The following is a 12,455-nucleotide window of genomic DNA, read 5'->3' as shown; positions in this document are numbered from 1 at the left end:
ATACTGGGTGTAGTGATTTCCGTCTATTCTGCTCATTCTTAACCAACGATCTCATGAGGCTTCCCACTCTGTTGGTTAACTCCCGTTATCTCCGACAAAGGCGGTCAACTCCAGTTCTCGAGTTTCGGCAAGTTCCCGGCGGCTGACCTCTAGAGGAGTCCGCTGGCGAGTCCACAGCCCAGAAGATTCTACAGCGACGCAGTCCGCGTCAACACCGAGTGCAACATCTACTGTTCCCATAGAGAGCCGTATTCTCGATTATCAGCGGGGAAGTAGTGTATCACAGCTCGTCTGTGGACGTATTCGGATCTAATGCTTCACCACCCACCCCGTGTGCAAAGTGAATTTAGCTGAGGGCAGGGGCAATGGAATTACCTCACACCACCCTGCAAGTGTTCTTCCCACCAGCAGATGAGTGGGTCATCCTGGAATGAGGGATCATCCATAAAGAGAGGGAATAAAGAGTAGTCGAGAAAAACGTGCTGTTACCGCTTAACTCCCATCTATTCCACTTATTCAGGAATGTCCGATCTTGTTCAAGCCTAATACCTCCTCTACCACCTCTGAAATTGAGAACACTTGCAGGGTGGTGTGCGTCGCCACACTCTCCTTTGTTCGGCTGATTCATCGGAAACGTGGAGCGAGACTGGAACGATGGAAACTTTGTGTGGAGGTAGATCCACTACGATAATTCGTCGACGGAGCCGAACGAACTCAGAACAGTCTCTTTCCCTGTCGAGAGTTTTCGTTGAATATCTATCCGGTCCCATCCGAGCGGTGACAGCACACTCTCGACAGCTCGGACTAGCTGTGTCTCGTAGTAGGAAGCGTCATAGGTCTCAATTTCCTCATGGGTGAGGGCAACACGGTCCCGCGAAGACTTCTCGTCATCGACAACGACGTATTCAATGTCTTGTCCTGGATGAATGGCGAGATCCTGGTCGCGAGCACGTTTCAGGGCCGCGACGTTCTGCGTGTTTTGCGTGTATCCCTCGAGTGGTTTAGAGATGCGATTCCGTTCGACGAGCTGTTTGACTGGGACCTCGCCGGCATGTAGCTGTTTGATCGCCTTCTGGAGATAGGCGAAGACCGCTTCCGGTGACCGGGTTGCGTCAAATTGTTCTAGACACTTCCGCTGAACCTCTTCGATAAACGGTGGGGTTGACCGCTGTCGGGCTTCGATGCCTCTAATCTTGAACTCGTCCTCGCCGGCGACTTTTCCGAAATACTTCGTCAGCGCACCAGCGTCACTCCCGCGTTGGGGGACAAACGCAACCCAGTCGTAGTGGGCTTCGTGCTCGAGTCGAATGTTGACAGTCTCAGTGATCTCTGTCGCAAGCGTTTCGAGATCAGTTCGCTCGGTGTCATCGATAGTCGGATCAGGAGTAACCCAGATCGAATCGACGATTCCGTGGACGACTCGCCATCCACCCGCTTCCAAGCGCTGTTTCGCCGTCAGCAGGATTTCACGAGCAAACGCATTGATTGCTTCGTGGCATTCGATCCGTCCGAACTTCGCGTTGCTAAATCCCTGGTAGCCAAAACAGGCGACAAGAATCCACTTCAACGCTTCCGAGCGTCCCTCGAGTTCCCGAAGCCGCTTTTCATCAGGCTCGTCACGCTGTCGTTCGCGTCGAATGGCGGCTTTGATCTCGTCTCGATCCTCGATGATCGGTTCGAGGACATCAACGAGATAGCCACGCTCATCACAGATTGAGTACTCAAGCTCCGGCACATCCTCGCGATCGTGATGGCAGTCACATCGGATGACGTCCGGTGAGACGTTTCGCGTACAGATGATATTCGGGTAGAGGCTCGAGAAATCGAGCTCGTGGACGTCTTCGTGGAGACCAACATCCGGCGCGAAAATGAACCCGCCACGGTCAGCGTCATGGAGCGTGCCCATCGGCTTGTAGAACTCATGGCGCCAGGAATTCCACGGCACTAATACATCGCGGTCGTGGGCTTCGCAAATCTGGATCGAAGTGAGGACGTTTCCAATTGATGCCCACGCGAGCTCTTGGACTGGCTTTTTCGAGCGGGAGACGAGATCGAGGATGCCCTCGAGGTTTGTCTCGCCGTAGAAGAAGGTATTCGACTCGTCGATGATCACTCGACCAGGAACGTTGTACCGGGCAGGGGAGTGTCCGACACGCCCGTAGCTGGAATATGTCGACCGACTTGCAAGCTGTTGGTACTCAACGCCAGACCATCGACTTAGTGTAAAGTCACCGACTCCCGCGGTCGCTGCCATCTCATACAATGTCGGAATGATCTCGCTCGTCGAGCAAATGAGGATATCAGGATCATGGGCCTTGAGTGCCGCTTGGACTGTAGTCAGAATATCCGCTGATCGACCACTAACTGTCTCACCGTCGATCGACAGCTCTCTGTACGTCTCATTCCCGGACTCGCTCATCGGGACACTGAGGCGAAGCGTCGACAGGTCCGTCGCTGGCGTTGGATCGAGGCCGTTCTCCAAACAGTACCGGAACTCGCGCGAGAAATCGACATTAAAGCAGGCGAGATCCCCAATCGGATAGTCGGACAGCTGTCGAGCTTGACTCGCTAGCGATGTGACCCGATCGATATGATCGACGTCGACGGCAAGGACGTCTTCCTCGTCGCGCCGAAAGCCAGGTCTTCGACGAACAACCTCGGTTGTGACGACATCCGGATGCCGGTCGTAGATCGTTCTAAGCTCTGTGAGGTCGAGATCCGTATCTGATGACCGGGGTGCAACGTAGAAGCGTGGCGTGTAGTCGTCGCGCTCGGTCGCGACAGCACCGTCGGATGTTGTCTCCCACTCGAGAACGCGACCATTATCGAGAAAATCGATTGTGAATGGCATGGCTATTCGTCGCTCTCAGCCGAATCGTCTGTATGGTCGTCTCTCGCTTCGAGCGCCGCTTCGAGTTCCTCGAGGCGTTCCTCATGTGCATCTAGGCGCGCTTCCTGCTCGAGATCGATGCTGAGGAGTGCCGGAAGCAGCGGATTTTGGTGATTCAGTAACCCACTGGCGTCGGCGTGCTCACGAGCGTACGTGAACAGCTGGTCAAATCGAGGTTGATCACGACGGCGAAGAGCCTGCCGGAAGTCCGACCATCGCTCTTCGATCGCCCGAAGGGCATCCCGGTACGTCGGATTGGTTCGCCCCATCGTTATCGCCCTCCCGTATCAGCAGCAGTCCACGCGTCGAGCAGTGGATTCGCAGTGAGCGTTGCCGTCTCTCCGCCAGCAGTTACACCTGTCCCGATACTTGCAGCACGTTCCGATGACGTCGAGGGGGTAGCCGGCTCTAGACCAAGCTGCTTCGCTCGAGCACCAAGCAGCTGCTGCCAATACGCGAACGTCGTCTGATAGTATGCGCCATCGTCGACCGGATACACAAGCGTCTCGAACTCCTCACCGACGAACCGTGGTCCCATTCGGGTCTGTTCACACTTCAGATGGTGGTCGGCAACTGTCGCGATCGGCGCCGTGAATTCGTCTCGCTTACTGCGGGTAACGAGAACCGGGATATCGTATCCCTCAGCATAGGTGGCTAATCGTGCGAGTGTTCTCGCTTGGAGTGTCTCTGAATGCGCTTCTCGGAGTGTGTCATCAGCACGGTACTGTACATCGACTGCTGGGACCACAAGGAGGGAGGGGGTATGCGGAGATGATTCCCCATCGCGATTAGTCGCCTTCCGACGTGACGTGTCCGCTTTTGCAGTCGATTGCTGAATGGACTGATTTACCGCAGTGGGGAGGTCACAGATCGCTCCATAGTGCTGGTAGGGAGTGAAGCCTCGAGCAACGTGGATTCGATCGAGTAACCGCTGGCTCGGTGCAACTCGAGCGAGTCCAGTCGTAGTAGCGTGACTATTTGCGTCGACCCAGAACGCGGGCCCGACGTTCAAAAGTAAGTGGTCAAGGACAAGTGACTGCAGAACTGGGACATCTCCATCCCCGTTGATGTCTAGGAGCGTAATTCCCTTCTCGAGCGAAGGGAGAAGCAACTCGTCGGTCGCTGGATCGGCTCGCTTGACGAGATCGCGATTGCGGTCTGCTCCTCGAGTCGGACGATCTACTGCCAGCTGATTCGATGGTGACGCGGATCCCTCGAGCATACTCGACTAGATGGCCACTCTTCCAATAAGCCAGAGCGTGTGGTTTCCTTGTTTCAGGAAACAGATCTATATTGGCGGTACAACGGCTCTATCTTCTTTTTGCCATACCCTATCTGACGCTTCCGAGAACGATTCCTGAATTATGGCTGTTCTAAGTATTAACCAACAGATAGGGACAACAGTCATACATGTTGGTTAAATCTGTATTGTTCTCGTCCAGGATTGTGATCGATGTCACTCTAGCCACTCATCGGCAAGGACGGCGTAGCGGTACTCGTCGAGCCACTCGCCGTCGGAGAACACTTCCTGGCGCAAGGTCCCCTCACGCTGGAAGCCGAGCGACTCCAGTACAGCCGCCGACGTATCATTCGTCTCATGGACGTACGCGGCGACCTTGTGGAAACCACACTCTCGGAACACGTAGTTCAAGAGCATTTCAGTCGCCTCCGTGGCGTAGCCGTTGCCTTGATGCTCGGGTGCGATCCAATACATCAGGAACGCTGACTGCGTGTCCTCAAACACCCACGGGAGGGCAACGACGCCGACAGGTTCGAGATGGTCGTGACTTGCGTCTCGCATAGGTTTAGTGCATTCAGCGAGACTACTTGCGGGTCCGCTGTTCCTTTCTTCTGTAGATTCGCTGTGTTCGTCCACACAGACTAGAAACCGGTACTCATCGTCCTCGACCATCTCCGCGACATCGCCACGGGAGTAGATGGTCGAAGATCCGAGCGGCCGCCTTATGTCGGGGTTGTTGCGGCCGTACTGGAGGAACTCGTAGTCTTCCTCTTCGACAGGGTGGAGAGAAACGCTATCACCAGATGCGAACGCGGGTCCAGGCATACTTTGATTATTGAAAACTAATAAGATATGTTTTCTCATGGCTTGTGTGTTAGTACCAGACGTTCCGTCCGACATCACGCACCCGTCGACGAGGAGAATCACGCGGTGAACGGCCATCTACCTAGTAACGGTAAGGGCCTGTGACCGATAGCCAACACAATTCTATCAACAGGACAGATCGCTGGTGGATGTGGTAGCGTTAGGTTCGCATCTGTATTGAGCGATTCTCCTACAGTAAATATCTTTCAAGAAGAGGTTCATAGGACAAATGCAATGATTTCTCGAAAGCTACTGAACAGAGGGGGAAGCTGTTGAATTGACTAATGAGTATTCACGGTCTCGGCTTGTCCCCTCTGCCTCAAGAAGATTATACTGTGCCATTTTCGAGAGATAGGCCCGAACGGTTCGTTTCGTTCGGGGATCATCAACTTCGTCGACGTATCGTTCGTGGATCTCTCCCGGTGCAAGCGGGCCGTCATCGCGAACAATGTTGTATACGACCTGCTGATGGGGCGTAAGCGAATCGAGGCTTCGCTGTTTAATCTGCGCGCGGGCATCCGTCGCTGCATCGAGCAGAATATCGTCGGTAATCCGCTCCTGGTTCTCTCGGTCGGCTTTGCTTGCTGCGGATCGGAGCATACCAATAGCGAGACGAGCATCGCCGGCTGCTGCATCCGCGATCCGGTATAGTTGCTCGTCTGTGATGGCTTCCTGCTCGAGTCCACGCTTGGTGCGTGCCTGAAGAATGTCGTAGAGTTGCTCGTTGTGGTATTTGTCCATTCGGACGTGCTCGCTCGAGCGGAGTCGGCTTACGAGACGGTCATCAACGCGATTGAACAAGTCCTCTTCCTTGTTCGCAATGCAGATGATTGCAAACTGCGGGAGGCTGTGGAGGTCGTAGAGAACGCTCGGATCCTCCAGTTGATCGACCTCGTCGAGGATAACTACGGTCCGAGGGCCGTTGTACTGCTGGAGTCGTTCGATGAGTTCGTCATGTGGCGTTGATTGGCGATGGATGTCGATCGTCGTTCCCAAGTCATCAAGGATCTGGTAGAGGGTCCGGAAGCGAGTATAGTTGCGCCAGCAGTTGACGTAGGTGGCTTCGACATCGAGCACCTCTTCGCGAAGGCGTTCGGTAACGAATTTCGAGATGCAGGTTTTCCCCGTGCCGCTCGGTCCAGTCACAATAGCCGTGTCAGCAGGCTCGCCGTTCGTGATGGGTTTGAGGACACTCGAAAGATGGTTCACTTCGGCGTCGCGATGCTCAACTTCTCGAGGAACGAAACCGGCGCGAAGGACTCGAGCATCGCGGATCATACGTTGTTGACAGCCTGTTTCCCCAGCAAATCATAAAAGCGTGACTGGGTCGTTTCCGGAAAGAGTCTCGATAAATCTTGTTAGTAGTGGGATTATAGATTCCTGAGGGCAAACTATACACCGTAGAGAATCTCATCAGAGGTCTTTCCGGAAAGAAAACTTCGATCCAGTCATCTGGAGCAGGATGTGATGTAATGTTACAGATGTCTGTAACAGCTATCTGTTATTGGCCTTTGTGACTGAGGCATCGAATTCATAGATCGAATTCCTTCTCTCCGTAGCCATCTATCGAAATCATAGTGCCAATAACTTGCTGCTCCAGATATCCGTTTTATCTATGTGGATCAAGAAATCGCCTGATAGGGCCATTACAGAATTATGTTACAGATACCCGTTACGGATCACTATAACAGATGATTGTCGCAGATATTTGTGGCGGAAGTCTGGCGATCATATATCGAATTCCTTCACTCCAAAGCCGCCTATCGAGATCATAGAGACGACACCTTGCTACTTCAGATCTCCGTTTCATCACCACAGACCAGAAAACTGCCCGACAGCGCCATTACAGGACCATATTACAGACACACGAAACAGATCACTGTAACAGATATCTGGAATAGCAATATAGTACAGATTTAAGTAATTGATGACTGTATCGAATGCATATGATAACGGCAGTCGTGTACTCGGAGTCCGGCGGTACGTTCAAAACGACCACGACAGCGAATCTCGCGGTCAGTCTCGAGCGGATGGGCCTGGATGTCTGCGTGATCGATCTCGACCCCCAGGAAGGGAATCTCACGAGCCTGTTCGACGTCGGGGAGCATCGAAGCGATCCCGAAGCCGACAATCTCGTGAAACACATTCTCGAGATGCCTGACGGTAACTTTGAGGATCTGATTGAGACATCCTCAGAAGGCGTTGATGTCGTGCCGAGCCACGACATGCTCGGCGATTTCACGTCCAATCTCGAGCAGAAGATCGCCTATGAAACGGGTATGAAGAACATGAGTAAGGACGAGTTCCCGCGCTATGAGTTGCTCTACGATCTACTCTGGAACGAGGAACAGCTCCAGGAGCAGTACGATGCGATTCTCATTGACCCGAACGCTCGAGCAGAGGATCTGTTGTTTAATGCGATCTATGCAATGCGGACACTCGTTGCGCCGGTCAAGCCGGCAGGGAAAGGCAACCTGAGTCTCGATGGCCTCGAGGAACTCGTCACAAACATGAGCGACCAGCTGGACATTGAGGTTGGATTGTCCTGTGTCGTTCCGTCCGGAGTCGGTCAGACGAACGCTCACCAGCAGTACTCGAAACAGTTCAAGAACACTGATGCGTATGAGACTCCGGTCGCCATCCCTGACCGCGAGAGCTTGATGGATACGATGTGGGAAGCTCGCGGCTCGGCATTCAAGGTCATCGAAGAACGATGGAAAACGTTCGAACAGGACGGTGAGATGGTCAGTGAACCTGGTCGACGACGCCTTCGCGATCGCGAACTCGAAACGGCCCGCGATATCTACGAACTCGCAGCGTTCATTGCAACTGAGACGTTCGACGCCGAGATTGATCCGGAATTGACGCTCGATATCGAGGGGAAAGGCGAGTACACGTTCAATGTTCACGACGACGCAGAAACTGAGGTGACGGCGTAATGAAAAAGGGATCTGGAAATCTCGACTTCGGTGATAGCGACGACGATTCGGAGGATGAAGAGTCGGAACCTCCGTTCGCATCCTCTGATGACACCGAGCCAGAACCCAGCCAGTCAAAGACGACTACAAACGAGCGAACCACTACTGAGTCAACGCCATCTGACGAATCTTCTTCAGACGGCCGTGAGTTCCCGTATTTCGTCCGCCGGAGTAACGTCGGTGATGAACGAGATAAGCGAATTGAGGTCCATCTCCGCCCGGAAGTAAACAGTCAGGAATCTGAATTCCGAAATGAACTTGCTGACGAACTCGATGTCGGCGAAGTTGCGAAGACCGACGCTCGAGAATTTGCGCTCAAATTTGCGTTTGAAAATCCGGAGGCCGTTGCTGAGTTGATGCGTGACGAAGGCTATGGATTAACCGACTGACGGCTTCTCTTCTATTCTCCCCGGATGACGTATGTCTGACATATAATTCAGATATCTCTAAATCTCTGGATCACAGATAACTGTTACAGATAAACGTAACATACTCCTACTATCTAGTGGATCATTGTAATTCATTGGTTGGGTGGGTTGTAGCTGACGTGCTGAATTCAGGGTGCATATCTTGCATGAAGTTACATCTGAGTGTCGTAGCTGAGACCGGCTGTGCGGACAGTAATTTTGATATAGGCTCAATGTGGTGATCTAACATGTGACTTCTGACGATACACTCCCAAAAAAACCATCCAACGTAGCTACCGACGGCGGTAGCGAGACACCAAAGTTGCGGGACGATTACGCGGGCAGTAAACCGTCTGAAACCTGGTTTACGGAACTCGATCAGGCTGTCATACAGGAGGATCGCTGTATCCAGTGTGGTAGCTGTATCGCCGTCTGTCCGGTCGATACAATCGGTACCGATGAGGACGGACTACCAACGCTAACGAAGATGTGTATTGGCTGCTCGCGTTGCTGGGATTTCTGTCCCCGTGGCGGCCTTCGATACGAACGCCAGTGGAAGATTACCGGCGGGGAAGACAACGTCAAAGGTGCCGGCGACCCGATCGATGAACACTCCGCAAAGGTCCAAGACAACTGGCGAGAGAACGCACAGGACGGTGGCGTCGTCACCGCCATGCTGATTCGCCTGCTTGAGGAGGGCAAGATCGACGGCGCGGTCATCGCAACCGAAAGTGAGGACGAGCCGTGGAAGGCTGAGCCGTTTATCGCAACCACTCCCAAGGAGTGTATCGAGAACGCAGGGTCGTTCTACAACCAGACGATGGCGCTGGAACACCTCGATTACAGAGCCATCGAAGAGACGTTCCCGGAGATGGACCTCGACGACCTCGATCTCGCAGTCGTCGGGACGCCGTGTGTGATCGAAGGTATCGAAGCCCTGCAGGACTTCGAGTGGGACTACGGCAGCCACGAGGAAGGCGTCCGTGCGATCGAGTACACGATCGCGCTGATGTGTACTAAGAACTTCAACTACTACAAGTTCGTCGGCGAACAACTCGAGGAGAAACGCGACATTCCGCCGAAAGATATCAAGAAGATGGACATCCTTCACGGCAAGCTGATGGTCTGGGACCACTCCGACGAGATGATCCTCGAGGAAGACATCGAAAACTTCCACAGCGCCGCGCTGAAAGGCTGTGACGAGTGTGCTGATTTCACCGGCTACTGTGCGGACGTTTCGGTCGGCTCGGTCGGCTCGTCCGACGAGTACTCGAGTGTCATCGTCCGAACGGAGGCGGGCCAGGAAATGTGGGAACTCACCGAACCGGAGCTCGACCACCACGACCTGGAGGACCGCTCCGCGATCGGCGGCCTCCAGAATTGGGACAAGAAGGCCGCGTTCGACGCGCTCGAGCGACCGTTCGATCCGGATGCGCCACGGTTCTTCTCCTACAGCGAACACGCCGACGATTACGGCGTTGATCCGAACCCGTACGATCCATCGGTCAAAGGCAAACCGAGCAGTAGTAGCTGAGACCGGTCGGTGGGGCTGTCCCTCGACGTGATCGAATCCGAGCACACCGCGATGGGCCGCGTTACCAGGGTGTCGTGCCCTTCCCAATCGGTGTCCGAAGTAACACACGCCTCCGACGGGGGGCTCCGCCCCCCTCGTTGCCGACCGCCAACCGGCGGACCCGACATCATCCAGCAGTTCCTCGACCGGACCGTCAGGTGAGGACGCCGTCCAACGCGGGGTCCTTTCACGCGGACGAGTCACCGAACGGTCACGGCCGATCGGGGTCCGGAGACGACGGCGACGCCGTACGGTTCAATCGTCTCGCCGCCGACGAGGAGGTCCCCGTCGGCCACGTCGATATTGCGCGGCTCACCGGTGAAGTTCGTCACCCACGTCAGGCCGTCCCGTTCGTTAAGTCGGACACCCGCTGGGAGACGTTCCCCAATATAGATGTCGCCGCGCGACAACAGTCCGGTGACGAGCGCATCAAGCAGGTCCTCGTCGGGCCAGATGCCACAGTAAGTCACCGACCCGCCGCCGCGTTCGGCGCGCGTGATCGCCGGCTGACCGGCAGCCGGACCGACCGTGTGTTCTGCGACTACCACTGTCGCTTCCTCGGGTGCGAGCCATTCGCCCCAGACGGAGTACGCGTAGTCGTCTCCGTCGAACTTGACCGCGAGGTCGGTTGCCTTCGCAAAGCTCTCGTGTTGTTCGACCCGAACGCCGGCGAGATCGGCGAGCGGCCCCGGAGCCAGCGTCTCGTGTAACTGATTCGCCGGCGTCTTGACTCCTGACCGGGCACCCATGAGCAGTTCCCCTCCTCCCTCGACGAAATCGGTGAGGCGGGCGGCGAGGTCGTCGTCGACGAGGTGGAGACACGGGGCGACGACGGCCTCATACCCTTTTAACGATGCCTCGGGGTGGACAATGTCGACCTGGACGCCCCGAGACCGCAGCGCTCGGTAGTAGCTTCGGTGGTGCTCCCAGTAATCGAAGTCGGGGGCGTGCGGCTGAATGTCGATGGCCCACCAGTTCTCGTAGTCGTGAAGCAGCGCTACCGGCGCGTCCACGTGGTTGGGATCGACGGCGTCGAGTTCTCCGGCGGCGTTCAACGCGTCGACGTACCCACGGTCGGCGGAGCCGTCCTGCTTTCGAAGACCTGCGTGGTACTGTTCCTGGCCCTGCCGACACCGTCGCCACCGGAAGTATGACACCACGTCCGCACCGTGGCCTACCGCGTGGTGCGCCCAGAGGCGCATCGCGCCCTCGCCCGGCTGTGGACAGCGCGGCGGCCAGTTGATGTCTCCGGGCTGCTGTTCCATAACCCAGAAGGGGGCGTTGTTCGTCGCTCGACAGAGGTCGTGTGTCATCCCGACTTGATCGGGATCGCCCGCTCGCAGTTCGTCCATCGAAGGGGAACCAGACCGCCGGTCTTGGACGAATCCCGTCGGGTACGAGTCCCACGAGACGAGGTCAAGGTCGTCGCTAACTTTGTGCGCGTCGAGCGTCTCGAAGTCACCCATGAAGTTGTGTGTGATAAACCAGTCGCCATGGTCGCGCAGGATCTCGACATGGAGGCGGTTGTAGTCAACGACGCTGTCGGTAGCGAAGCGGTAGTAATCGAGCAGGTGCGACGGATGGTGTTCGGCGGGCGTCGGCCGCGGCGGGTTGACCGCCTCGAACGAGCGGTACCGCTGGCTCCAGAAGGTGGTTCCCCACCGTTCGTTCAGATCATCGATATCGTCGTACCGCTCGGAGAGCCATTCGGAAAAGGCGGCCGAGCAGTCCTCACAGTAACACCGAACGGTCCCGTGGCAGCCGAACTCGTTGTCTGTCTGCCAGCCGACGACTGCGGGGATGTCTGCGTAGTGGCTCGCCATCGCCGAGACGATTCGACGTGTTTCCGTTCGGTATTGTGGCGAGTTGAAACAGTAGTGCCGCCGCGAGCCAAAGTGCCGCGAGGTGCCGTCGCGGTCGGCTTGGAGGATCTCCGGGTGTTCGTCGACGAGCCACTTCGGGGGCGTCGCGGTCGGCGTACACAGGACGACCTTCAGCCCGTGGTCTGCGAGGACCTCGATCGCCTCGTCCAGCCACGAGAAGTCGAACACACCGCGCTCCGGCTCAATGATGCTCCACGAGAACTCGGCCAACCGAACGTACTCGATACCGGCGTCGGCCATCTGCGCGGCGTCGGTCTCCCACCGTTCCCGCGGCCAGTGCTCGGGGAAGTAACAGACTCCGATCGACATAGTGTGAGTTATCGTCTAAGTACTACGATAAAAAGCCTCGGTAATGCCGATCGCAGACCGCTCCGCGCGTTCGACTCTCGGCGTGACCGTCGGTCGACTGCCGCCATCGGGAATTGTACATCGGTCGATCCAGAGCCCCGACTGTACCTCAACGCGACGTCGGCTCAACAGCGTACCGCGGAATACATAATAGCGGTTTCGTACGCCCCGCTCCGTTTTTGTGAAACAGCCTCTCGATTCGTTTGCAGCCCCGCCCGCTGGAACGGGACTCGCAACAGCACCGTCGACGGGGGTCGGGACGGACGCGGTGG

The 12,455-nt window shown here is 56.0% G+C and carries 9 protein-coding genes; 3 read left to right on the top strand and 6 right to left on the bottom strand.

What is annotated here, in order from left to right; genetic code table 11:
- Nucleotides 1-682 precede the first annotated feature (682 nt).
- The 5 genes from ATJ93_RS22355 to ATJ93_RS22335 form a co-directional block, all read right to left on the bottom strand.
- The gene (locus tag ATJ93_RS22355; protein WP_211334125.1) at nucleotides 683-2,851 is read right to left on the bottom strand and encodes a type B DNA-directed DNA polymerase; all 2,169 of its coding nucleotides are present in this window, start codon (nucleotides 2,849-2,851) and stop codon (nucleotides 683-685) included.
- Between the two features lie 2 nt (nucleotides 2,852-2,853).
- On the bottom strand, nucleotides 2,854-3,159 hold the full coding sequence (locus ATJ93_RS22350; protein WP_120246872.1) for a hypothetical protein: 306 nt from the start codon (nucleotides 3,157-3,159) through the stop codon (nucleotides 2,854-2,856).
- 2 nt (nucleotides 3,160-3,161) lie between these two features.
- Nucleotides 3,162-4,112 (bottom strand): hypothetical protein, encoded by a 951-nt coding sequence (locus ATJ93_RS24640; RefSeq protein ID WP_120246871.1) that lies wholly within the window; start codon nucleotides 4,110-4,112, stop codon nucleotides 3,162-3,164.
- 234 nt (nucleotides 4,113-4,346) lie between these two features.
- The gene (locus ATJ93_RS22340; protein WP_120246898.1) at nucleotides 4,347-4,955 is read right to left on the bottom strand and encodes a GNAT family N-acetyltransferase; all 609 of its coding nucleotides are present in this window, start codon (nucleotides 4,953-4,955) and stop codon (nucleotides 4,347-4,349) included.
- A 288-nt stretch (nucleotides 4,956-5,243) separates the two neighbouring features.
- The gene (locus tag ATJ93_RS22335; protein ID WP_120246870.1) at nucleotides 5,244-6,272 is read right to left on the bottom strand and encodes a Cdc6/Cdc18 family protein; all 1,029 of its coding nucleotides are present in this window, start codon (nucleotides 6,270-6,272) and stop codon (nucleotides 5,244-5,246) included.
- A gap of 668 nt (nucleotides 6,273-6,940) precedes the next feature.
- Between ATJ93_RS22335 and ATJ93_RS22330 the strand changes: the two genes are divergently transcribed.
- The 3 genes from ATJ93_RS22330 (at nucleotide 6,941) to ATJ93_RS22320 (ending at nucleotide 9,913) form a co-directional block, all read left to right on the top strand.
- A complete protein-coding gene (locus tag ATJ93_RS22330; RefSeq protein ID WP_120246869.1) occupies nucleotides 6,941-7,933 on the top strand; it encodes a ParA family protein in 993 nt (330 codons plus the stop codon).
- Entirely contained in the window at nucleotides 7,933-8,361 is a 429-nt protein-coding gene (locus tag ATJ93_RS22325) for an acyl-CoA dehydrogenase (RefSeq protein ID WP_120246868.1), read from the top strand. The genes ATJ93_RS22330 and ATJ93_RS22325 overlap by 1 nt, the downstream gene beginning before the upstream one ends.
- Before the next feature lie 268 nt (nucleotides 8,362-8,629).
- Complete coding sequence (locus tag ATJ93_RS22320; protein ID WP_120246867.1) at nucleotides 8,630-9,913, top strand: Coenzyme F420 hydrogenase/dehydrogenase, beta subunit C-terminal domain; 1,284 nt, start codon at nucleotides 8,630-8,632, stop codon at nucleotides 9,911-9,913.
- Nucleotides 9,914-10,152: 239 nt separating this feature from the next.
- On the opposite strand, the gene ATJ93_RS22315 is transcribed toward ATJ93_RS22320, so the two are convergent.
- Nucleotides 10,153-12,144, bottom strand: a complete 1,992-nt coding sequence (locus ATJ93_RS22315; protein ID WP_120246866.1) for a beta-galactosidase — start codon at nucleotides 12,142-12,144, stop codon at nucleotides 10,153-10,155.
- Nucleotides 12,145-12,455 lie beyond the last annotated feature (311 nt).

Origin of the sequence: Halopiger aswanensis, from assembly GCF_003610195.1 — an archaeon.
GTDB classification, from domain to species: domain Archaea; phylum Halobacteriota; class Halobacteria; order Halobacteriales; family Natrialbaceae; genus Halopiger; species Halopiger aswanensis.
The sequence above is the reverse complement of the archived record's forward strand: the minus strand, read 5'-3'. Positions and strand labels throughout refer to the sequence as shown.